The sequence below is a fragment of the Synechococcus sp. CC9311 genome, assembly GCF_000014585.1.
Classification (GTDB): domain Bacteria; phylum Cyanobacteriota; class Cyanobacteriia; order PCC-6307; family Cyanobiaceae; genus Synechococcus_C.
In genome coordinates this window covers 2283199-2303659 of the sequence record NC_008319.1, presented here as the reverse complement: position 1 = coordinate 2303659, position 20461 = coordinate 2283199, and the positions used below count along the sequence as shown (strand labels likewise).

The 20461-nt window shown below is 54.1% G+C and carries 23 protein-coding genes; 12 read left to right on the top strand and 11 right to left on the bottom strand.

What is annotated here, in order from left to right:
* Positions 1–26: 26 nt before the first annotated feature.
* The 8 genes from SYNC_RS12050 to SYNC_RS13945 all read left to right on the top strand — a co-directional run bounded on the left by SYNC_RS12050 (position 27) and on the right by SYNC_RS13945 (position 5788).
* Positions 27–1217, top strand: a complete 1191-nt coding sequence (locus tag SYNC_RS12050) for a citrate synthase (protein ID WP_011620518.1) — start codon at positions 27–29, stop codon at positions 1215–1217.
* Positions 1218–1277: 60 nt separating this feature from the next.
* Positions 1278–2396, top strand: a complete 1119-nt coding sequence (gene nuoH, locus SYNC_RS12045; protein ID WP_011620517.1) for an NADH-quinone oxidoreductase subunit NuoH — start codon at positions 1278–1280, stop codon at positions 2394–2396.
* 81 nt (positions 2397–2477) lie between these two features.
* The gene (gene ndhI / locus SYNC_RS12040; protein WP_011620516.1) at positions 2478–3137 is read left to right on the top strand and encodes an NAD(P)H-quinone oxidoreductase subunit I; all 660 of its coding nucleotides are present in this window, start codon (positions 2478–2480) and stop codon (positions 3135–3137) included.
* Positions 3134–3733, top strand: coding sequence for an NADH-quinone oxidoreductase subunit J (locus tag SYNC_RS12035; protein WP_011620515.1), 600 nt, complete (start codon positions 3134–3136; stop codon positions 3731–3733). Before ndhI ends, SYNC_RS12035 begins: the two co-directional genes overlap by 4 nt.
* 21 nt (positions 3734–3754) lie before the next feature.
* Complete coding sequence (nuoK, locus tag SYNC_RS12030; protein ID WP_006854001.1) at positions 3755–4087, top strand: NADH-quinone oxidoreductase subunit NuoK; 333 nt, start codon at positions 3755–3757, stop codon at positions 4085–4087.
* A 15-nt stretch (positions 4088–4102) separates the two neighbouring features.
* Positions 4103–5047 (top strand): NAD(+) kinase, encoded by a 945-nt coding sequence (locus SYNC_RS12025; protein WP_011620513.1) that lies wholly within the window; start codon positions 4103–4105, stop codon positions 5045–5047.
* 1 nt (position 5048) lies between these two features.
* Positions 5049–5564 carry a CYTH domain-containing protein gene (locus SYNC_RS12020; RefSeq protein WP_041426752.1) on the top strand — a complete coding sequence of 172 codons (516 nt, stop codon included), beginning with the start codon at positions 5049–5051 and terminating at the stop codon, positions 5562–5564.
* Positions 5565–5602: 38 nt separating this feature from the next.
* Complete coding sequence (locus tag SYNC_RS13945) at positions 5603–5788, top strand: hypothetical protein (protein ID WP_071813696.1); 186 nt, start codon at positions 5603–5605, stop codon at positions 5786–5788.
* On the opposite strand, the gene SYNC_RS12015 is transcribed toward SYNC_RS13945, so the two are convergent.
* The gene (locus tag SYNC_RS12015) at positions 5745–5939 is read right to left on the bottom strand and encodes a LuxR C-terminal-related transcriptional regulator (protein ID WP_369791619.1); all 195 of its coding nucleotides are present in this window, start codon (positions 5937–5939) and stop codon (positions 5745–5747) included. The genes SYNC_RS13945 and SYNC_RS12015 overlap by 44 nt on opposite strands.
* 164 nt (positions 5940–6103) lie before the next feature.
* Between SYNC_RS12015 and SYNC_RS12010 the strand changes: the two genes are divergently transcribed.
* The gene (locus SYNC_RS12010; RefSeq protein ID WP_011620510.1) at positions 6104–6994 is read left to right on the top strand and encodes a methylenetetrahydrofolate reductase; all 891 of its coding nucleotides are present in this window, start codon (positions 6104–6106) and stop codon (positions 6992–6994) included.
* Here SYNC_RS12010 and SYNC_RS12005 read toward each other — a convergent pair.
* The 6 genes from SYNC_RS12005 to SYNC_RS11980 all read right to left on the bottom strand — a co-directional run bounded on the left by SYNC_RS12005 (position 6978) and on the right by SYNC_RS11980 (position 14227).
* Positions 6978–8153 (bottom strand): NDP-sugar synthase, encoded by a 1176-nt coding sequence (locus SYNC_RS12005; RefSeq protein ID WP_011620509.1) that lies wholly within the window; start codon positions 8151–8153, stop codon positions 6978–6980. The genes SYNC_RS12010 and SYNC_RS12005 overlap by 17 nt on opposite strands.
* Before the next feature lie 45 nt (positions 8154–8198).
* The gene (locus SYNC_RS12000; RefSeq protein WP_011620508.1) at positions 8199–9113 is read right to left on the bottom strand and encodes a segregation/condensation protein A; all 915 of its coding nucleotides are present in this window, start codon (positions 9111–9113) and stop codon (positions 8199–8201) included.
* An 85-nt stretch (positions 9114–9198) separates the two neighbouring features.
* Positions 9199–9588, bottom strand: coding sequence for a lipopolysaccharide assembly protein LapA domain-containing protein (locus SYNC_RS11995; protein ID WP_011620507.1), 390 nt, complete (start codon positions 9586–9588; stop codon positions 9199–9201).
* Between the two features lie 85 nt (positions 9589–9673).
* A complete protein-coding gene (locus SYNC_RS11990; protein ID WP_011620506.1) occupies positions 9674–11350 on the bottom strand; it encodes an NAD(P)H-quinone oxidoreductase subunit 4 in 1677 nt (558 codons plus the stop codon).
* A gap of 116 nt (positions 11351–11466) precedes the next feature.
* On the bottom strand, positions 11467–13470 hold the full coding sequence (locus tag SYNC_RS11985) for an NAD(P)H-quinone oxidoreductase subunit 5 (protein ID WP_011620505.1): 2004 nt from the start codon (positions 13468–13470) through the stop codon (positions 11467–11469).
* A gap of 34 nt (positions 13471–13504) precedes the next feature.
* Positions 13505–14227 carry an NnrU family protein gene (locus SYNC_RS11980; RefSeq protein ID WP_011620504.1) on the bottom strand — a complete coding sequence of 241 codons (723 nt, stop codon included), beginning with the start codon at positions 14225–14227 and terminating at the stop codon, positions 13505–13507.
* Between the two features lie 114 nt (positions 14228–14341).
* Between SYNC_RS11980 and SYNC_RS11975 the strand changes: the two genes are divergently transcribed.
* Positions 14342–15337 carry a LysR family transcriptional regulator gene (locus SYNC_RS11975; RefSeq protein WP_011620503.1) on the top strand — a complete coding sequence of 332 codons (996 nt, stop codon included), beginning with the start codon at positions 14342–14344 and terminating at the stop codon, positions 15335–15337.
* Here SYNC_RS11975 and SYNC_RS11970 read toward each other — a convergent pair.
* Both SYNC_RS11970 and SYNC_RS11965 read right to left on the bottom strand, forming a co-directional pair.
* Positions 15334–15936: a DUF3172 domain-containing protein gene (locus SYNC_RS11970; RefSeq protein WP_011620502.1), complete on the bottom strand. Its 603-nt coding sequence runs from the start codon at positions 15934–15936 to the stop codon at positions 15334–15336. The two genes, SYNC_RS11975 and SYNC_RS11970, sit on opposite strands and share 4 nt — an antisense overlap.
* Positions 15933–16280 carry an NAD(P)H-quinone oxidoreductase subunit M gene (locus SYNC_RS11965; RefSeq protein WP_011620501.1) on the bottom strand — a complete coding sequence of 116 codons (348 nt, stop codon included), beginning with the start codon at positions 16278–16280 and terminating at the stop codon, positions 15933–15935. The genes SYNC_RS11970 and SYNC_RS11965 overlap by 4 nt, the downstream gene beginning before the upstream one ends.
* 106 nt (positions 16281–16386) lie before the next feature.
* Between SYNC_RS11965 and pds the strand changes: the two genes are divergently transcribed.
* The gene (gene pds, locus SYNC_RS11960; protein ID WP_011620500.1) at positions 16387–17805 is read left to right on the top strand and encodes a 15-cis-phytoene desaturase; all 1419 of its coding nucleotides are present in this window, start codon (positions 16387–16389) and stop codon (positions 17803–17805) included.
* A 3-nt stretch (positions 17806–17808) separates the two neighbouring features.
* The gene (locus tag SYNC_RS11955) at positions 17809–18717 is read left to right on the top strand and encodes a phytoene synthase (protein ID WP_011620499.1); all 909 of its coding nucleotides are present in this window, start codon (positions 17809–17811) and stop codon (positions 18715–18717) included.
* A gap of 23 nt (positions 18718–18740) precedes the next feature.
* Here SYNC_RS11955 and SYNC_RS11950 read toward each other — a convergent pair whose 3' ends face one another.
* Together SYNC_RS11950 and SYNC_RS11945 are read right to left on the bottom strand one after the other, a co-directional pair.
* Positions 18741–19181, bottom strand: coding sequence for an RNA-binding protein (locus SYNC_RS11950; RefSeq protein ID WP_011620498.1), 441 nt, complete (start codon positions 19179–19181; stop codon positions 18741–18743).
* Between the two features lie 70 nt (positions 19182–19251).
* On the bottom strand, positions 19252–20412 hold the full coding sequence (locus SYNC_RS11945) for a CCA tRNA nucleotidyltransferase (RefSeq protein WP_011620497.1): 1161 nt from the start codon (positions 20410–20412) through the stop codon (positions 19252–19254).
* Positions 20413–20461: the final 49 nt, after the last annotated feature.

Genomic DNA, 20461 nt, shown 5'->3' with positions numbered 1-20461 from the left:
TTGATGAGTTGTAGTGGTGGGTGGTGGTGAGTCAGACGGGTGGTAACGAAATCCGGCATGAACGCACGGGGTTGTTGTTCAGGCCTGGTTTGGAGGGTGTCCCCGCAACCCAATCTTCGATTTGCGATATTGACGGCCTGCAGGGGCGTCTCTCCTATCGGGGCTACTCCCTCGGTGACCTTGCAGTCCACAGCAGTTTTCTGGAGACCACGTATCTGTTGATTTGGGGTGAATTGCCGACACCTCAGCAATTTCGTGATTTCGAGCACGAAGTGCAGATGCATCGTCGCGTCAGCTTTCGGGTGCGCGACATGATGAAGTGTTTCCCCGCCAACGGGCATCCGATGGATGCTCTGCAATCGAGCGCGGCCTCTTTGGGGCTCTTTTATTCCCGTCGGGCCATCGACGATCCTCAGTACATCTATGACGCCGTCGTCAGGCTGATTGCCAAAATTCCAACCATGGTGGCGGCCTTCCAGTTGATCCGTAAAGGCCAGGATCCAATTCAGCCCCGGGATGACTTGGCGTACTCAGCCAACTTTTTGTACATGCTCACGGAGCAAGAGCCCGATCCTCTCGCTTCTCGGATCTTTGATCGCTGCTTGATCCTTCACGCTGAGCACAGCCTCAATGCCAGCACGTTCAGCGCAAGGGTGACGGCAAGCACTTTGACGGACCCCTACGCCGTTGTGGCATCGGCAGTAGGCACCTTGGCGGGCCCTCTTCACGGTGGAGCCAACGAAGATGTCCTTGCGATGCTGGAAGAGATCGGGACTCCGGAACAAGCCGACTCCTACCTCGAGTCAGCCGTGGCGAGCAAACGCAAGGTAATGGGTTTTGGCCATCGCGAGTACAAAGTCAAAGATCCGCGGGCGGTGATTCTTCAGGCATTAGCGGAGGAGTTGTTTGTTCGGTTTGGTCACGACGAGCTCTATGACGTGGCCCATGCCCTTGAGACGGCTGCCGCTATTCGACTGGGGCCTAAGGGGATTTATCCCAACGTTGATTTTTATTCAGGCCTTGTGTACAGGAAGCTTGGGATTCCAAGAGATCTGTTCACCCCTGTGTTTGCGATTTCCCGCGTCGCTGGTTGGCTGGCTCACTGGAGGGAGCAGCTCGGTGCGAATCGAATTTTCCGCCCTTCTCAGATTTATACCGGCACATCCATGCGTCATTGGGTCCCTGCGGATGAGCGTGTGAATGCCGCGGGCGCTTAAGTTGCATCAATCTCTTCTCCGACCATGGTGACTACCCTCGCCACCACCGCGCCGGCTCTGGTGAGCCCGGGTCTTGATCTTGAGCAGAGCTTCAGTCAGGCACTGGAGGGGCTTGGGCTCTCAGCCCAGGCTGCACGCATGCTCTGGCTTCCCTTCCCGATGTTGCTGGTCCTTGTGGCCGCTGTTGTAGGGGTTCTGGTCACGGTTTGGCTCGAACGAAAAATTTCTGCAGCCGTGCAACAAAGGGTCGGACCTGAATATGCCGGAGCGCTGGGCGTTCTTCAGCCTCTTGCCGATGGGCTCAAGCTGCTCGTCAAGGAAGACATCATTCCGGATCGTGCAGACAGCATTCTTTTCACTCTCGGCCCTGTGCTGGTGGTGGTTCCGGTCATTTTGTCCTGGTTGATCGTGCCCTTCGGTCAGAACCTGTTGATCAGCGATGTGGGCGTTGGCATTTTTCTTTGGATCTCGCTCAGCAGCGTTCAGCCCATTGGGCTTCTAATGAGTGGCTATGCCTCAAATAACAAATATTCGTTGTTAGGTGGTCTCCGTGCCGCAGCCCAGTCGATCAGTTATGAAATCCCTCTCGCGTTGGCCGTATTGGCCGTCGTGATGATGAGCAATTCCCTAAGCACCGTCGATATCGTTAATCAACAAACCGGCGCTGGGGTTCTGAGTTGGAACATTTGGCGCCAGCCAGTTGGTTTCCTGATTTTCTGGATCTGTGCGCTTGCCGAATGTGAGCGTCTGCCTTTTGACCTTCCGGAAGCTGAGGAAGAGCTCGTTGCTGGCTATCAGACGGAATACTCGGGGATGAAATTTGCCCTCTTCTACTTGGGCAGCTACATCAATCTCGTTCTTTCGGCTCTCCTCGTCTCCATCCTTTATTTAGGTGGTTGGGGCTTCCCAATTCCTGTTGAGTGGCTTGCTTCGTGGTTAGGTCAGCCCATTGATGCTCCTCTGGTGCAGTTGATCACAGGCACTGTGGGCATTGTGATGACTGTCTTGAAGGCCTACTTGCTGGTCTTTATCGCGATCCTTTTGCGTTGGACCACTCCACGGGTCAGGATTGATCAGCTGTTGGACCTTGGCTGGAAATTCCTGTTGCCTCTGGCCTTGGTCAACCTCTTGGTCACAGCAGCCCTCAAGCTGGCCTTCCCGGTTGCTTTTGGCGGCTGATCTCGTCACCTCCCCCTTCCCGGCGGCATCATGAGAGCCGGGTTCTGATTCCTCGATCGTTCACTTCCCCGATTCCAAACCATGTTCGGCTTCCTTAAACAGGTTGGTGATTACACCAGGGATGCAGTGGATGCGGCCCGTAATCTCACGCAAGGCCTGTCGGTCACCTTCGATCACATGAAGCGCCGTCCGGTCACGGTGCAATACCCCTACGAAAAGCTGATTCCCTCGGAGCGCTATCGAGGACGCATTCATTACGAGTTCGATAAGTGCATTGCTTGTGAGGTCTGTGTGAGGGTGTGTCCCATCAATCTCCCAGTGGTTGATTGGGTGATGAACAAGGAAACGAAGAAAAAAGAGCTACGCAATTACTCGATTGATTTTGGGGTTTGTATTTTCTGTGGCAACTGCGTTGAGTACTGCCCCACCAATTGCTTATCGATGACCGAAGAATATGAATTGGCTGCCTTCGATCGCCATAGCCTGAATTACGACAACGTTGCGTTAGGCCGCTTACCTACCAGTGTGACGACAGATCCATCGGTTCAGCCGTTGCGGGAACTGGTGTATTTGCCGGCTGGCGAAGTTCAGCCCCATGGCGTTTCTCCTGACCGTCCCCGAGCAGGCAAGCTCCCTGAGCAAATCCTTGAGGAACTCAAAGCAGCTGGATCCATGAAGGCTGCAGAGGATGAGAGAGAATCATCCTCATCAGCTTCCAATATGGAGGAGAGCGCAGGATGACGATCGCCGCGTCAACGCAGCTCATTTGTTTTTTGGCTCTGAGTGCCGTCATCGTTCTTGGAGCCCTCGGTGTTGTTCTCTTGAGCAACATCGTTTATTCGGCCTTCCTCCTCGGAGGAGTCTTTCTGGCAGTGGCAGGTCTCTATCTCCTGCTCAACGCCAGTTTTGTGGCTGCGGCCCAGGTTCTGGTCTATGTGGGTGCTGTGAACGTCTTGATCCTGTTCGCGATCATGCTTGTCAATAAGAAGGAGGATCTGGCTCCGATTCCGGGACTTCCTATACGCCGTCTTTTATCTGGTGGTGTGTGTGTGGGTCTGTTTGCTCTTTTGACCCGTGTTGTGGTCACCACTCCTTGGACCGAGGGCCCAACGCCGATAGGGGAGGATGCAACCGTACGGATTGGTGAGCATTTGTTTACCGATTACCTACTGCCTTTTGAGTTGGCATCCGTTTTATTGTTGATGGCCATGATTGGAGCGATTGTTCTGGCCCGTCGTGACGTTCAATCCGTGGATCCTGTCACTGGTCAAGAGGTTGATCAGGGACTGATTGAAAAGGCACGCACTCCATTACTTGTTGACCAGCCTCGCGCCTGAATTCTTTCTCCTTTATTTGTGATGCTCTCTGAGCTTCTTTCCGGTTCCGTTCCTCTCCAGGCTTACCTGCTGTTAGCAGCAGTCCTGTTTTGTACTGGGGTCTGGGGTCTCATCAATAGTCGTAATGCTGTTCGGGTGTTGATGAGCATTGAGTTGATGCTCAATGCAGTGAACATCAATCTGATGGCGTTTTCTTCCTACGTCGACGGCCAACTCATTCGTGGGCAGGTTTTCTCAGTGTTTGTGATCACAGTTGCAGCAGCTGAGGCTGCAGTGGGTCTGGCGATCTTGTTGTCGCTGTATCGAAACAGAGTCACTGTGGACATGGAGCGCTTCAATCTGTTGCGCTGGTAAAGACGACACGCTGTTATGCGCCTTCAACAGGTTTGGTTGATTTATCGCGCAGATAGCCCACTCGCGTTGAAAGAAGCTCGTCGCTGTGCCGATGAGCTTGAGACGATTGGTGTGACCACTGTCCTGGCGATGAGTGGCCTGACGGCAGACCCTTTCCCCGGCCTGCTCGCTTCTGAGCCTCGGCTTCCGGATCTGGCGGTGGTGCTTGGCGGTGATGGAACTGTGCTTGGTGCTGCCCGACATCTTGCGGTTCTGGATGTCCCGATTCTGTGTTTCAACGTGGGAGGCCATCTCGGCTTTCTGACCCACGATCCCGGTTTGCTGCGGAGTGAAGGGCTATGGCAGCGCGTGCTGGAAGATCGTTTCGCTTTGGAACGGCGAATGATGTTGCAGGCTGTGATCCAACGCATGGGGGATCTCCATGGTTCTGAGCAGGCCTTTGGCGCAGACGACAGTCTCAAGCATCAGGAGATTCACTGGGCATTGAATGACCTTTACCTCAAGCCTTATCACGAAGATTTGTCTCCAACCTGCATTCTTGAAATGGAGATTGATGGCGAGGTTGTTGACCAAGTCCGAGGAGATGGCTTGATTTTGGCCTCGCCTACTGGCTCCACGGGTTATGCAATGGCGGCGGGCGGCCCGATCTTGCATCCAGGGATTGATGCGATTGTGGTCAGTCCGATTTGTCCGATGAGTTTGTCGAGTCGAACCGTGGTGTTGCCTCCTCGATCCAGGGTTGTGATTTGGCCTCTGGGTGATGCCAGCCGGCAGGTGAAACTTTGGAAGGATGGGGCTGCTGGAGAGGTTTTTGGTCCAGGTGAATGCTGTGTGATTCAGCAGGCTGCGCATCACGCGTTGATGGTGCAGCTGGAGCAAAGTCCCTCCTACTACCGAACGCTGTCCCGCAAGCTTCACTGGGCGGGAAGTTTGCTGGATAGTGCCCCCTCCTCAAACTGAGATGGCACTGGAGATTGAACGGCGATTCTTGGTGACAAACCCCGGATGGCAACTTGTGGCGGGCCCCCCTCAACCGCTGCGACAGGGGTATTTGTCAGCTTCGCCAGATGGATTTACTGTGCGCATGCGTTTGCGCGCAGATGGAAGGGCATGGCTGACGTTGAAGGCTCCTGCCTCAGGGATTGCTCGCCACGAATTTGAATATGACATTCCGGCGATGGATGCGGAGGAGCTTTGGGCACTGGCCCCCCATCGCGTTGTTAAAACGCGCTATCCCCTTCAACTGGAAGGAGGCGACTGGGTCGTTGATTGCTTTGAAGGAAGCAATGCACCGTTAATCCTGGCTGAGGTCGAGCTCGACTCCCCCGATAGCCCCTTAACCGTCCCCGAGTGGTGTGGCGTTGAAATCACAGGGGATCAGCGCTGGAGCAATGCAGCGCTTGCGCATCAGCCGCTTTCAGCCTGGCCTCAAGATTGGATTGACGAATATCGGTTGCAAAGCAAAAAAATCTTTTGATTTCCTTTAGATTTGGAGCATGGTTCGCAAGGGGATGCATGCTCGGTCTGTACGACTCTGATGGAATCCTGCGTTTTACAGGATTAGATCGCGAAGCCTGTCTCGCCTACGCCAGTTTGTTTGGTCTTTCTTGGGCGAGCTGCTCCCTAACAGAGATCCCATTCCCTGTCCCTCTTCCGGTTAGGTCGCGTCGGAGGCGTCAGGGGGAAGAGTGCAGCAATTGAAGCCATCTCGACAGATTTTTCCGTGATCCATTGCCCAGTTCAGCAGCGCAACGCGATTTTTTGAGCCCGTTTTTGTGAATACGTTGCTGACGTGGTTATCGACCGTGCGCTTACTGATCGTCAGTCGTTCAGCGATCTCTTGATTGGTCAGCCCCTCGGCTACCAGCTCGATGATCTCGATTTCACGGCTCGAGAGGGAAATAGTCATTGAAAAGGGCTCCTCCCGATGGCCATTCTTCTTGGACCATGATTTGCATCTTAAGCAGGTATAGAGAACCTGATCTTCCATAGTGGCCTGCAGAAGCGATCATTCGTTTGAGTTCAGCGCTGCAAAGCAGCCTCGAGGCTGGGTCCGTCACCATTACGGCTGAAGTGATGCCTCCACGGGGTGGAGACGCGTCGCATGCTCTCGAGATGGCGAGGGCCTTGAAGGGTCTTGTCCATGCCGTCAATGTCACGGATGGCAGTCGCGCAGTGATGCGGATGAGCAGTCTTGCTGTGGCTCGCCTCCTTTTGGACGAGGGCATCGAGCCCGTGCTGCAGATGTCCTGTCGCGATCGCAATCGCATTGCGATTCAAGCGGATCTCTTGGGTGCCCATGCTTTGGGGATTCGTAATCTCCTTTGCCTTACAGGTGACCCTGTTCGCGCTGGTGATCAGCCCAAGGCGCGTCCTGTGAATGAACTGGAATCGGTTCGATTGCTTCAGCAGGTCACGGCCTTCAACCGGGGGGATGATCCGGTGAAAGGTGAGCTTGCTGATGGTCCAACCTCCATCTTCGCCGGAGCCGCGGCTGACCCTCAGTGTGCGAGCTGGTCAGGCTTGACACGCCGTATGGAGCGAAAAAAAACCGCAGGGGCACGTTTTGTTCAGACGCAGATGGTGATGGATGCAGCTGTATTGGAACGGTTTTGCCGTGAAATAGCCGAGCCGATGGAGCTTCCGGTCCTAGCGGGTGTTTTCTTGCTCAAATCGGCGCGCAACGCAGCTTTTATTAATCGGATGGTGCCTGGTGCCTGCATCCCCGACAGCCTGATTGCTCGCTTGGAGGCCGCGCCAGACCCTGCGGCAGAGGGAATTCAAATCGCTTCTGAACAGGTGCAGCAATACCTAGGGGTAGCTCAAGGCGTGCATTTGATGGCAATCAAAGCAGAGGAACGCATTCCAGCGATTTTGAAGCGAGCAGGCGTCAGCTTGCCTGGGTGAGATCGGTGCCCAAGAGCTCTGCCATGGCTTTCTGTTGAGGAGAAGGCTCCACCAAATCCTGGCGGCGTGCATCGGTGATCAACCAATCGAGGGAAGCCTCTTGGAGATCAATGTGATCACCTTCTTTGTCGACGCAGTAGCGGCCGAACACCAGTTTCTCGACCAGTTGCACGCCCGCCCCGATCCTTGAGTAATCAAAAATGATCGAGTTGTCGATGGTTGCGCCTTCGCAGATGTAGCAGCTAGGGCCAATCATCGTTGGACCGATCAACGTCGCACCATCTTCAATTTTGGTCATCCCTCCCACGTAGACAGGACCTTCAACGTTGATTTTGTCCCAATTGGCCGCCACATTTAGGCCCGTAAACACTCCTGGTTTGACCTCTTTCCCAGGGACGCCAACTTGGCGAACTTCTCCCTGGAGAACGCTGCGAATGGCTTGCCAGTAATCAGGTACTTTGCCGATATCGACCCATTCAAAATCCATGGGTAGGGCATAAAACGGAGCTCCCTGCTTCACTAACGTCGGGAAGAGATCGGCACCGATGTCGAAGGATGTCCCAGAGGGAATGTGTTCAAAAATCTCAGGCTCGAAGAGATAGATGCCGGTGTTAATGGTGTCGCTTAAAGCTTCCTCAACACTCGGCTTCTCTTGGAAGGCTTGGATTTTGCCGTCGTCATCGCTCACTACCACGCCGTAGCTGCTCACCTGGTCCTTCGGGACCGTTTTGGTGACAAGACTGGCTAGAGCTCCCTTTGCGCGATGACGCCTAACGGCTTCGGTTAGATCAAGGTCGATCAGGGCATCACCACACAACACCACGAAGGTGTCATCAAAAAAGGTCTGGAAATCTTGGATTTTTTTGAGACCACCTGCAGAACCAAGGGCGTCTCCGATCAGTTCGCCGTCCTGAATACTGCCCTCAAAGCTATAAGCGATTTCGACACCGAAACGCTGGCCATCGCGGAAATAGTTTTCGATTTCTTCGGCCAAGTGAGACACGTTGACCATGACCTCAGTGAAACCATGCTCTTTGAGAAGCTCCAGCAGGAACTCCATCACCGGTTTCTGCAGGATCGGAATCATCGGTTTCGGGATCACATGCGTGATCGGCTGCACTCGGGTTCCTTTGCCTGCGGCCAGGATCATGGCCTTCATTGACGTACCAAGCTTGAAAACGTAGTCATCAACATAAGAGGGTGATTAGGCGGCAATTGCGGGCAAGGTCGGCGTGATATCTGGCACTTCCAGACTGTTGATCGGTAGCTGAGTGATTTCGCCGGCAACGAGCAAACGCTTTAAACGAATGGGTGCGTGCAGCGAGCCAACTTGTTCCAGCTCGACCTGACTCTGAGAGGACAGGAATAAAAGAGCCCAGAACACCCCAACGCGGTCTGTGTCTAGGTCAGGCTCAGCTGCCTCTGCCCAACGCCTAACCAGAAACTCGAAATCAACCCAGTGCAAGGCCTGTTCCCACTCTTTTAAGAACACCCCTAACGCGGCAGTGGTTTCTGGCAGTTTTTCCCGGTGGGCCAATGCAGCTACTTGAGCGATTGCCTCACGATTGCTGAAGCGCTTCTGACGCTGACGCCGGCGCATGTCTAGTTCGTCGGTCTCTAATTGCTCAGCAATGGTCTCCAGCTGTTCGATCAATTCCCCAAGCGTGACGGGCCGCCTCAAAGGAGGAGGAGCAACAGGGCGCCTTAAAAGGTGACGTTCAGGATGGCGCGGCAAATTGAAGCGGGGATCCAGCCAACCCTGTTCCATGAAGTCAGGGTCAAAAGCCTCTTCCATCATTGGTTCTGGAGGGAGGGTGCTGGCTTCAAGCACCTCCGCTTTGAGCCCCACCAACACTGATGCAGCGAGAAACGCTTCGCTGCTCTCGGCTAGATCGCGTTCGTAGCTTCCTCCCTGTTGGCCCAGCTGAGCAGCAACCCGTCGGGGGACTTCAATGCGTTGTCTGAGTTGATCTAAAAAACCGTCTACCACTGAAATGACATCGACGTCCCAAGGATCGAGAGTGCCACTTTGGGCAGCATCTTGGAGCAGACGAATCGCAAGACGGGCGCCGGCATCAGCTTTTGAGGTCAGGCCGGCATCAGACAAAAACAACCTCATTCTGTTGGAAAGGTATCGGTCCAATCCAGGGGATGCCAGTCCCCACAGGAGATTCGCTCCTGTGTTGCCGTCAGACTTTCACCTTTTAAGACTTTGAATCGATGTCGACAGTGGGATTCGTCGTTGAGGTTGAGGCCGATTCACTAGTGCCTGAGGGCAGCAGCCCTAGCTGGGTTTGCACTGTTGAGCGGTAGCGATCGAGGTCGGTTTCCAATTCTTGAATGCGAACCTGCTGGGCTTCGAATTCAGTGGCTTTGCCCAATCGCTCCACCGTGTTGAGCATTCCGCTCCAGCTTGCAAAAAGCCAGGCTGCGACAGCACCGATACCCCCTGATAGGAGCAGAAGAGCGGCCAGAGGCAAGGTGAAGTGCATCCACGGCAACACATTCACCGTGGTGGGGTTGGTGTTTTCCAACGTGAAAAACACCGTGCCGAGTCCAAAGATGAAAATCAGCGTGAAATTGATCTGACGCATGGCGAACAGAGTGTGCGACAGGCGTCTGAAAATTAAGGAGCGATTCAGTGTCTGAATCGCATTCGCAGAGAAAGGACGAAGTTCTTTACGAGACTGGCTGGCTGGCCTGCGTCAGTTTTGGTGCTGAGAACACCGCTGGCACAAGGGAAGTGCTGCGAATTAAAGGGGCTGTTGGTCTTGTGATCCTTTCCATCGCATCAACATCACGCCTCACAAGAGCTGAGATCGTGTTGCTGTAGCTGTCAGTCATCAGCTTTGGATAGAGCCCAATGCCGATGATTGGAACCAGCAGGCAACCAATGATGTAGACCTCCCTGGGCTCTGAATCCACAAGATTGGAGTGAGACACCAGTTCGCTGTTTTCTTTTCCGAAGAAGATCTCTCTCAACATCGACAGCAAATAGATCGGTGTGAGGATCACGCCAATGGCTGCGAGACCATCAATCACGATTCGGAAGCTGAGGGTGTAGGCCTCATCGGTGGCAAAGCCTGCAAAGACCATGAGTTCGCTCACAAATCCGCTCATGCCAGGCAGGGCAAGGGAGGCGAGGCAGCAAACAGTCCATAGGGCAAACATGATGCGCATTTTTTGGCCAATACCACCCATCTCATCCAGCTGAAGGGTGTGGGTCCGGTCGTACGTGGCACCCACAAGGAAGAACAGACTGGCTCCGATCAGTCCGTGACTGATCATTTGCAGCATGGCGCCACTCGTTCCTAGCTCGCTGAAGCTGCCAATACCGATCAGTACGAAGCCCATATGGCTGATGGAGCTGTACGCGATCTTGCGTTTGAGATTGCGTTGAGCGAAAGATGTGAGCGCTGCATAAATGATGTTCACGACACCCAGCACCACCAGTAGGGGCGCGAATTGGGCATGCGCTACAGGCAAAATTTCGGCGTTAAAGCGCATCAACGCGTAGCCACCCATTTTGAGCAAAATTCCCGCGAGCAACATGTGCACAGGTGCTGTGGCCTCCCCATGGGCATCAGGAAGCCAGGTGTGGAGTGGAACGATCGGTAATTTCACCCCGAATGCAATCAACAACCCCGCGTAACAGAGCAGTTCAAATCCAGTACTGAATCCCTTTTGTGCCAGAACGCTGTATTCGAAATTGGGCACTCCACCGCCAAAAAAGCCCATGGCGAGGGCAGCCAAGAGGATGAAAAGAGAGCTGCCAGCTGTATAGAGAATGAACTTTGTAGCTGCGTATTGACGTTTTTTCCCTCCCCAGATGGCAAGCAAGAGGTAAACCGGAAGCAGCTCTAATTCCCAGGCGAGGAAGAACAGAAGCATGTCTTGGACGGCGAAGACGGCAATTTGGCCGCCATCCATCGCCAGGATCAAGAAGAAGAACAGCTTGGGCTTGAAGGTCACAGGCCAGGCGGCCAGGACCGCTAAGGCTGTGATGAAGCTCGTGAGCAGGATCAGGGGCATCGAGAGGCCATCGGCCCCGACAGCCCATGTGAGCCCGAGATTGGGCAGCCAGCTCACCCGTTCCGAGAGCTGGAGTCCGCTGTAACTGGGGTCATATCCCGTGAGATAAGCCGCAGCTGTAATCAGGAAGGTGGTGAGAGCAATGCCGAGTGCAAACCAGCGCACCTGTTTGCCATCACCATCGTCTGGCACGAACGGAACGATGAAGGCCCCAACGATGGGAAACAGGATCGAAAGGCTCAGCCACGGGAAAGTGGCCGGAACGATACTGCTTGAGATGTCGAATGCCGGATCAAAGGGTGCACTAACGGCAAATTCGAGCACGGGACAGGTCTTTCACCACTGTTCGGAGTGTAGAAATCTTGGGCGAACGCGCATCCACTCGATAGGCGTTGACACACATAACCCTCACTCCTGAAGGTTCGGAATCAAAGGATCGTTTAGCCCAGGACACCGAAGAGGACCACTAAGGCAATCACTCCGCCGAACACGATGAGTGCATAGAACTGGGCTCTGCCGGTTTCAAAGTATTTGAGGCCTTCCCCGCTGCCAAGGGTGAGCAGTCCGGTGAGATTCACCACGCCATCCACAACCTTTGCATCCACTTCGAGCACCTCACGGGCCAGCTTTCGGCTGCTGCGTACAAACAACTTCTCGTTAATCGCATCCAAATACCATTTGTTTGCCAGGAAGGCATTGATGGTTGGGAAGCGAGCTGCAACCAGAACGCCGAGGTCGATCCGGCGGAGGGCGTAGGCGAGGACGGCAACCGTGAGACCAGTGACGGAAATCGCAACGGAGGCTCCTGCGAGCGGAAGGAATTCTCCCCAGCTGAAGTGTTCGGCCATTTCTGCTGCTTCTTCAGGGTTCAGCAGCCCAGCAAAGCGACTGTTCCAGGGTGTTCCGAGCAAGCCGATTAGCGCTGAGGGCACAGCTAAAACCGCTAGCGGAAGGGTCATGGACCAGGGCGACTCGTGAACACTTCCTGCGGAGTGGTGGTCGTGACCCTCCTCAGCTTTCTTTCCTGCGGCCGCCATGAGCTCTTGTTGTAGAGCTGAATCATTGCCTCGGAACTCACCCTCGAAGGTCAGGAAGTAGAGGCGGAACATATAAAAGGCGGTCATACCTGCAGTGGCAAAGCCAACAGCCCAGAGCAGGGGGTAACTGTTGAAGGCTTGGCCGAGGATTTCATCTTTGCTCCAGAAGCCTGCCAGGGGTGGGATGCCGCTAATGGCCACACAACCGATCAAAAAAGTGATGGCTGTAATCGGCATCTTTTTGCGAAGTCCACCCATCAGTCGCATGTCTTGGGCGAGGACAGGTTCGTGACCCACCACATCTTCCATGGCATGGATCACAGATCCCGAGCCAAGGAACAACATTGCCTTGAAGAAGGCATGGGTCACGAGGTGGAACATGCCCGCAACGGGCGCGCCGCAGCCCATGGCCAGCATCATGTATCCCAACTGCGACACAGTGCTGTAGGCAAGTCCTTTTTTGAGATCCATCTGGGTTAGAGCGATCGAGGCTCCCAGGAAGCAGGTGATCGTTCCAATCACCGCGATGAACGTGCCCACAGCAGGGAACTGGGCGTAAAGAGGTTCCAACCTGGCCACAAGGAAAACACCTGCCGCGACCATGGTGGCCGCGTGGATCAAGGCAGAGATTGGTGTAGGTCCCTCCATGGCGTCAGGCAGCCAAACGTGAAGGGGGAATTGGGCTGACTTGGCCATTGGCCCCATAAAAACGAAGAGGCAGAGAGCCAGAGCTGCCCATCCCGGCACTACGCCACTGCTAACTGCTGCTGATAACCCATCGGCAATGCCTTGGAATCCGAAGCTTCCCGTGGCCCAATAGAGCCCGAGGATCCCGAGCAGGAGTCCGAAATCACCAACACGATTCACGACAAACGCTTTTTGGGCGGCGTGAGCGGCGCCTTCACGGTCGTACCAGAAGCCAACCAAAAGGTAGGAGGCCATCCCCACCAGCTCCCAGAACACATAAATTTCCAGAAGGTTGGGACTGACCACGAGCCCCAACATGGAGCTGCTGAAGATCGCCAAATAAGTAAAGAAGCGCACATAGCCCTTGTCGTGGGCCATATAGCCGTGGGAATAAATCATCACCAGCAGCGCCACCGTGGTAACCAAGGCGAGCATCACAGCTGCAAGTGGGTCGACGATGTACCCCATCGGAAGGCTGAAGTCACCCGCACTCGCCCAGATGAATAGATGCTCAACGGGGGGAGCTCCACTCAACTGCTCGAACAGAACGGCATAACTGATGACCGCTGCAGCGCCAATGCAGCTGATCAGCAACAAGGCCACCGGTTTTTTGAGCCGGTTGATGGTGCGATTGAAGCTAATCAGACCAAGCCCAGTGATCAATGCCCCAACAAGAGGGAGCACTGGGATCAGCCAGGCGGAATCGGCAGCCGAAGGCATCCGAGTGAAGCAGAGTGGAATGAGTGTAGGCAGCTCAGCTCAAAAGCCCTTCAAGACGTGAGTGAAGGAACGCGATCCCTCCCAATGAGATGAAGCGATGAGCCCACCAAAAAACCCCTACCGCGATCGCGATGCCAAGTTGTGCTGGCCGCAGCAACTCGCTCCAAATCAGGGTCTGGCGTCCATCAAGGACAGCGGCGAAAGGCAGTACGGATGTGCTTTGTTTCAGCTTCACGAAGTCATCACCAAACCGAGCCTTTAAACGTCGGTCTCCATGCCATACAGCGAAAAGGTGATGTCCGATCAGGCCAATGCAGGTCACGACCATGAAGCTGCTTCCGATCCAAAGGGCATGGCTAAAGCACCAGAGAACCTGACCAACGGCTTGAGGATGACGGCTAATTCGAATGATTCCTGTGGCGTAGAGCCGCACTTGCGGCTTCAGGACAGCAGGAATTTCAAGCAGGTTGTAGGTGGCTGGATAGAGGAATAGAAAACTGATGGCTGTCAGCACCCAAATCACGGGTATCAATCCCTGCACACCTTGAAGATTCCAGAGCCTTAGGCCGTCATACCGATGGGCAAGGAAGTAGCCGATCACCACAACTGCGGAGGGAATACTCAGGGCGGCAAACAGCACTCGCCAGGCCCTGGCACCGATTTTGGCTTCAGCGCGAGTGCGAAGGGCAGCCCCACCGCTGTGAATGACAGCGAAGACCAAGAGCAGCAACAGCATCACCAAGCTGGAGTGATGCATTCCGCCGCCTAGGAGCTCATCCAAAGAGTTGCTGCGTGAAGGCTAATTGTGAAGGGCGGTGGGTTCTTTCCCTCTAAAGTTTTGGAGCTATCCCCGCCCGGTCGGCTGTCGCTTATGGCCGATCTGCCTTTCACACTGGATCAGCTGCGTATTCTCCGCGCCATCGTCAGTGAAGGCAGCTTTAAAAAAGCTGCAGACAGTCTTTACGTCACGCAGCCAGCGGTCAGTTTGCAGATCCAGAACCTAGAGAAGCAGCTCGAGGTGTCTTTGTTTGACCGCGGCGGCCGCAAGGCTCAGCTCACCGAAGCCGGTCACTTGCTGCTGAGCTATTGCGACCGAATTCTGAGTCAATGCCATGAGGCGTGTCGTGCTCTAGATGACTTGCACAACTTGAAGGGAGGCTCTCTCGTCGTGGGTGCCAGCCAAACCACGGGGACCTACTTAATGCCCCGAATGATTGGTCTCTTTCGGCAAAAATTTCCAGACGTGGCAGTGCAGCTGCATGTTCACAGCACAAGACGAACGGGATGGAGCGTGGCGAATGGTCAGATCGATTTGGCGATCATTGGCGGTGAGTTACCTGCCGAGTTGAATGAGTTGCTTCAGGTGGTCCCTTACGCAAGTGATGAATTGGCGTTGGTGCTTCCGGTGAAGCATCCCCTGGCTCGCCTGCCAGAGCTCAGCAAGGAGGATCTGTATCGATTGGGATTTGTTTGTTTAGATGCCCAGTCCACCACTAGGAAAATGGTGGACAAGCTCCTGGCTCGTTCTGGTTTGGATGTGCAGAGATTGAGGATTGAGATGGAGCTCAATTCTCTTGAGGCCATCAAAAATGCTGTGCAATCCGGCTTGGGTGCCGCGTTCCTTCCGGTGGTCTCGATTGAGAGGGAGCTCACGGCAGGCAGCTTGCACAAGCCATCGGTCGCGGGTCTGCAGGTGAAGCGCCAGTTAAGGCTGATTACCCATCCAGCGCGCTACTGCTCACGGGCGGCCGAAGCATTTCGGTGTGATGTTTTGCCTGTGTTTGCTAGTGCCGATAGTCCTTTGCGTCAGCCAAGGACTGCGGCCGTAGGGCCAGAACCCATGCCCACAGTTTTTGACGCCTCTTAGAACTGATCAGCTTCTGGGGTGAGACCAACAGTGTCGTCAGCGATCCCTTTGGTTAGAAATTTGTTTTGAGTGATATCTGTTTGGTAAACACAGCGAACAGCAGGTTTGTCTCTCACTGATCCGATGTAAGCGAAGGTGTTCATTCTTTGTTTGCATTGCCGTTCCTGAGCGGCGGTGATCGCTCCTTCCTTACGTAAGACGGCCCAGTTTTCTCGGCGAATGACGCAGCCTGGTTGAAGGGTGGGTTGCGTCACGAAGCTGCTGGATGGGTTCATGGTCGTATACATCTCAATGTCCATCACAAAGGCGCTGGCACCCCACTGCTTGCAAAACTCGGGGTCTGGTACCGCTAAATCAAGTTGCTCACTGCTTGCGATGTTGCCTTGATCTCCCTGCGTGGTGCTCGTGAGAGCACTGCCGATTCCGATTCCCACCACCAGAACTCCGGCGAGGACAGCAATTCTGGTCGTGTTGAAACGACCGCCTCCATCCCCACCCTCGTTGTTGCCAGGTGGCGGAGGGCTGTACCGACCTCCTCTGCGCTCGTCAGGACGACGTGGATTTCCGCCCCGTGGACGGTCATAGGGGGAGCGGCTCACAGCAGTTCAGGTGTGCGGGGCAGGCCCATGGAGTAATTCAGAACCCTGCAATCAGGGTTGTAGCTCAGCTGACCTGCCTGTAGGAGCTGGCGAATGCTTCCCTCAAGTTCTGAGCCGATTCGGCGAAGGTTGTAATCGTTCAGAGGCTGGCCTGCATGGGCTTCAACCAGCTCACGGAAGCGTTGTTGAACTGTCTGGATGCAGCTGTCATTCCATAGGAATTCGTTGTCTGGATCCAGGTCGAGAGTGAGCTGATTGGGGTCTGGAACGAGCCGCCCTTCATTCACTCGAGCTGTGAATAGACGCACGTGGCGAGTGGTGCTCTTCAGCAGGGTGTCGGCCATGGGGCTTGTATCGCGTAAGGACACCGCGCTTGCGGTTGGTGAGAACTGTAGGAAGCGAAGCGGGCAGTGATCCTTTTAAGGTTGTCTTCAAATTATGGTTTGAAGCATGCGTATCGCCATTGCGGGAGCAGGACTGGCTGGTCTCTCCTGCGCGAAATATCTGGCGGACGCCGGTCATACCCCCATCCTTATGGAATCCAGGGACGTGCTTGGCGGCAAAGTTGCGGCTTGGAAAGATGAAGATGGCGACTGGTACGAAACGGGCTTGCATATTTTTTTCGGTGCTTACCCGAACATGCTGCAGTTGTTTAAAGAACTGAATATTGAGGACAGGCTCCAATGGAAGAGCCATTCGATGATTTTTAATCAGCCAGAGGAGCCTGGTACTTACAGCCGATTCGACTTTCCGGATTTACCGGCACCTATTAATGGTGTTGCAGCAATTCTTGGTAACAACGACATGCTGTCTTGGCCAGAAAAAATCAGTTTTGGCATCGGATTGGTTCCAGCGATGCTGAGAGGCCAGGGTTATGTTGAAGAGTGCGATAAATATTCTTGGACTGAATGGCTCAAGCTTCACAATATTCCTGAGCGCGTTAATGATGAAGTGTTCATTGCCATGAGTAAGGCATTGAATTTTATTGACCCTGATGAGATTTCATCAACAGTGTTGCTGACTGCCCTGAATCGTTTCCTGCAGGAAAAAAATGGTTCCCAAATGGCATTTCTTGATGGAGCACCTCCTGAGCGTCTATGTGACCCGATTGTGGAGCATGTTCAATCGCTAGGAGGTGAGGTGCATCTGGATAGCCCATTAAGAGAAATCAAGCTCAACCCTGATGGAAGCGTTGCTGCTTTTCACATTGGCGGGGTGAAGGGCAAGGAAAGTTTTGATCTTGTTGCTGATGCTTATGTCAGTGCACTTCCTGTGGATCCTTTCAAACTTTTGATACCAGAGCCATGGCAACAAATGGATGTTTTTCGCAAGTTGGATGGTCTACGCGGAGTGCCGGTGATCAATATTCATCTTTGGTTTGACCGAAAGCTCACGGATATCGATCACTTGCTCTTCAGTCGTTCGCCCTTGCTGAGCGTTTACGCCGATATGAGCATCGCTTGCAAGGAGTACGAAGATCCAGATCGATCGATGCTTGAGCTTGTATTCGCTCCTGCGAAGGATTGGATTGGCCGGAGTGATGAGGATATTATTGAGGCGACCATGGGTGAGCTGAAGAAATTATTCCCAATGCATTTTGGAACTGATAATCCTGCAAAGCTTCGTAAGTCTAAAGTTGTAAAAACCCCTTTATCTGTCTATAAAACTACGCCTGGATGCCAGCAGCTTCGGCCTGATCAAACAACCCCAATTAAAAACTTTTTCTTGGCAGGTGACTACACGATGCAGCGTTATTTGGCTTCCATGGAAGGGGCAGTGTTGAGCGGCAAGCTTTGCGCTGAAGCTGTGGACCGCAAGCGCGATCAACTGTCATCATCGTCTTCTGTCAGCGAGCCGGTCTCGGCCTGAGTCATGACCCTCGCAGCTTCGGATCTCGATGCAGCCTTCGAGGCTTGTCGCCGTGAGACAGCTGAGTGGGCAAAGACTTTTTATTTGGGCACGTTGCTCCTCCCACTGGAGAAGCGGCGGGCAATCTGGGCCATTTACGTCTGGTGTCGACGGACCGACGAGCTCATGGACAGCGAGGAGGCTCAATCTCGATCGGTTGATGAGCTTGCCGAGCGACTTGACCGTTGGGAAGAAAAAACAAGAGAGCTCTTTAGCGGCCATGTCGCGGATGAGCTGGATGCGGTGATGCTGGACACCTTGCAGAGATTTCCACAGGACATACAGCCCTATCTCGACATGATCGAGGGCCAGCGGATGGATTTGTCGTGGACCCGCTACCCAACCTTTGAAGATTTAAAGCTCTACTGCTATCGCGTTGCTGGAACCGTTGGCTTGATGACCCAGGGAGTTATGGGTGTTGACGAGGCATACACTTCTGCGCCATGGAGTGATTGCCCAGACCCTTCCGATGCAGCTGTTGCTTTAGGGATTGCGAATCAACTGACTAACATTCTCCGTGATGTTGGAGAAGATCGTGCACGAGGACGTATCTATCTGCCGCAGGAAGATCTGCATCACTTTGGTGTAAGTGAGGAGGACCTTTTGGCCGGAAGGATCAATGATGCCTGGATTGAGCTGATGACATTTCAACTGGCCCGTGCCAGGGAATGGTTTGTTCGCTCGGAAGCTGGAGTGCGCTGGTTATCTGCCGATGCGCGCTGGCCTGTTTGGACCTCTCTTCGTCTTTACAGCAGAATCCTCGATGAGATTGAGCGCAATAAGTATGACGTTTTTAATCAACGTGCCTTCGTGGGCAAATTATCTAAAGCACTTGAGCTTCCTCGATGCTTTGTGATCGCTCAGTCTCGCTAAGTGATCACAAAGCCAAAGCTAAATCAGGCTGTTGTTTTCTGATCTGCAAGCAAATCTTTGAGTTTGGATAATTCTCCAGCCCAGCGAGGATCGGGTGCAGATTCAGCTTTTGCGTCGCTGTGAACCACCTTGTTCACGGCTTTCCGTGCTGAACCTGGGGCATTACCGGGACCACCGGGACCGCCACGACGACCACCGCCGCCGCCGGCGTTGCTCTCGCGTCGTTCAGAGCGTTCCACCCGCAGGGTATTGCCGTTGAAATCCTTTCCGTTGAATTGCTCGATCAAAGCATCAGCGACTTTTTCATCGTCGACATTTGCGAAACCGAAGCCGCGGCATGCGCCCGTTTCGCGGTCCAGAACGGTTTTGAAGCGGATTCCCTCCCCCACGCTGGTGAGTTGGGTCTCCAACTCTTTGGCTTCAAATGTTTGCGGCAAGTTGCCGATGTAAAGACGCACGCTCATGAGACGGGGGGGAGAGAGAGAAGAAAACTGCCTATCAGGCCGATCGCTGTCGTTAAGGCAAGTCAGTTAATCACAGCGGCTTGTTCATCCAAGCGCGTGCACACTGAATGGCCTCGTCTTGGCTTCGAATTCGACCAAAGGCTCGTTCAAGGCAAAGATGCTGAATCAGCTCCCCTAATCGGGGCCCTGGACGCAAACCAAGCTCTGCCTGCAATGTTCGACCATTCAGTGGTGTACAGGGATGGAACAGCATGTCGTCCTGATCTCGCCAGCGCCGCAGCCATTCATTTTGGCGCTCTACAGGCCAAGCCAGTGTGAAAGCAGGGAGATCCTCTTCAAGCTCTTCATGCAGTTTTAAGCGCTCACGCTCACTCAAAGTGCTAGCGCTTTGCTGTTGATCTCGCTTCCACCATGCTCTCAGTCGCAAGCAGCGTTGAATTTGCTTTCGGCTGAAGCGCAAATCATTGACTCCTTGATCGCTGAGTAACTGGGTTAAGCGCGCTAGCGGTAAGGCGAGTTGTTGTTCTTCTGCCGTTAAAGCGCGAGCGTTGAACGTCTTTTGTGGTTGATTTGAACTCCACGGCGCGATCAATTTCAACGAGTGCAGCAAATGGATCGCCTGATCGGCGTTGTTGGCTTGAACCAGCTTCAGTAATTCAGCCTGAATGCGCTCTGGTGCCACCTTGGGCAATTGGTGGCGATGGCGCGCAATCATTTCCAGGGTGCCCTGGTCAATCGTCATCGAGAGCTCGGAGGAGAGTCTGATGGCTCTCAACAGTCTCAGGGGATCATCCAGAAGGTTTTGTTCGTGGATGGCAGTGATGCGTTGATCGCGCAGATCTGGAATGCCGCCGCTGGGATCCACCAGTTTTGGCTCAGTTGTGAGGGTGAGAGCAATCGCGTTGATTCGATAGTCACGTCGCATGAGATCAGCCGTAAGAGCATCTCCCTCTTGTCTTGCGAGATCGATGGTCCAGCGCCCCAGCACCAGGCGGGCCATGTCCCTGTCTCGATCAAGCACCACGCAGGAGCCACCAAACTCTTGAGAAAGCTTGCGGACTTGGCCCAGCGCATCCGCTGGAACCACCATGTCGAGATCTGGATGCTCTGGTAAACGGTTCAGCAATCCGTCACGAACGGCTCCGCCTACCAGCACCGTTCCGACGGGTAAACGATCAAGAGGGATCGGCCAGCGTTGCGGCTGCAGCCGTGTCATGAGTTGACGTGCCATGAGGCTGGCATCCCCCTCCAGAATGGAATCCTCTTCAGAGGTGGGGTGC

What these genes read in the sequence shown, in the direction of transcription:
- pds (WP_011620500.1), top strand. Translation starts at nt 16,387, where the DNA reads ATGCGTATCGCCATTGCGGGAGCAGGACTGGCTGGTCTCTCCTGCGCG.
- SYNC_RS11980 (WP_011620504.1), bottom strand. Translation starts at nt 14,227, where the DNA reads ATGCATCACTCCAGCTTGGTGATGCTGTTGCTGCTCTTGGTCTTCGCT.
- SYNC_RS13945 (WP_071813696.1), top strand. Translation starts at nt 5,603, where the DNA reads ATGCTCGGTCTGTACGACTCTGATGGAATCCTGCGTTTTACAGGATTA.
- SYNC_RS12005 (WP_011620509.1), bottom strand. Translation starts at nt 8,153, where the DNA reads ATGAAGGCCATGATCCTGGCCGCAGGCAAAGGAACCCGAGTGCAGCCG.
- SYNC_RS11955 (WP_011620499.1), top strand. Translation starts at nt 17,809, where the DNA reads ATGACCCTCGCAGCTTCGGATCTCGATGCAGCCTTCGAGGCTTGTCGC.
- SYNC_RS11975 (WP_011620503.1), top strand. Translation starts at nt 14,342, where the DNA reads ATGGCCGATCTGCCTTTCACACTGGATCAGCTGCGTATTCTCCGCGCC.
- SYNC_RS11965 (WP_011620501.1), bottom strand. Translation starts at nt 16,280, where the DNA reads ATGGCCGACACCCTGCTGAAGAGCACCACTCGCCACGTGCGTCTATTC.
- SYNC_RS11950 (WP_011620498.1), bottom strand. Translation starts at nt 19,181, where the DNA reads ATGAGCGTGCGTCTTTACATCGGCAACTTGCCGCAAACATTTGAAGCC.
- SYNC_RS11985 (WP_011620505.1), bottom strand. Translation starts at nt 13,470, where the DNA reads ATGCCTTCGGCTGCCGATTCCGCCTGGCTGATCCCAGTGCTCCCTCTT.
- SYNC_RS12025 (WP_011620513.1), top strand. Translation starts at nt 4,103, where the DNA reads ATGCGCCTTCAACAGGTTTGGTTGATTTATCGCGCAGATAGCCCACTC.
- nuoK (WP_006854001.1), top strand. Translation starts at nt 3,755, where the DNA reads ATGCTCTCTGAGCTTCTTTCCGGTTCCGTTCCTCTCCAGGCTTACCTG.
- SYNC_RS11995 (WP_011620507.1), bottom strand. Translation starts at nt 9,588, where the DNA reads ATGCGTCAGATCAATTTCACGCTGATTTTCATCTTTGGACTCGGCACG.
- SYNC_RS12000 (WP_011620508.1), bottom strand. Translation starts at nt 9,113, where the DNA reads ATGAGGTTGTTTTTGTCTGATGCCGGCCTGACCTCAAAAGCTGATGCC.
- ndhI (WP_011620516.1), top strand. Translation starts at nt 2,478, where the DNA reads ATGTTCGGCTTCCTTAAACAGGTTGGTGATTACACCAGGGATGCAGTG.
- SYNC_RS12035 (WP_011620515.1), top strand. Translation starts at nt 3,134, where the DNA reads ATGACGATCGCCGCGTCAACGCAGCTCATTTGTTTTTTGGCTCTGAGT.
- SYNC_RS12020 (WP_041426752.1), top strand. Translation starts at nt 5,049, where the DNA reads ATGGCACTGGAGATTGAACGGCGATTCTTGGTGACAAACCCCGGATGG.
- SYNC_RS11945 (WP_011620497.1), bottom strand. Translation starts at nt 20,412, where the DNA reads ATGGCACGTCAACTCATGACACGGCTGCAGCCGCAACGCTGGCCGATC.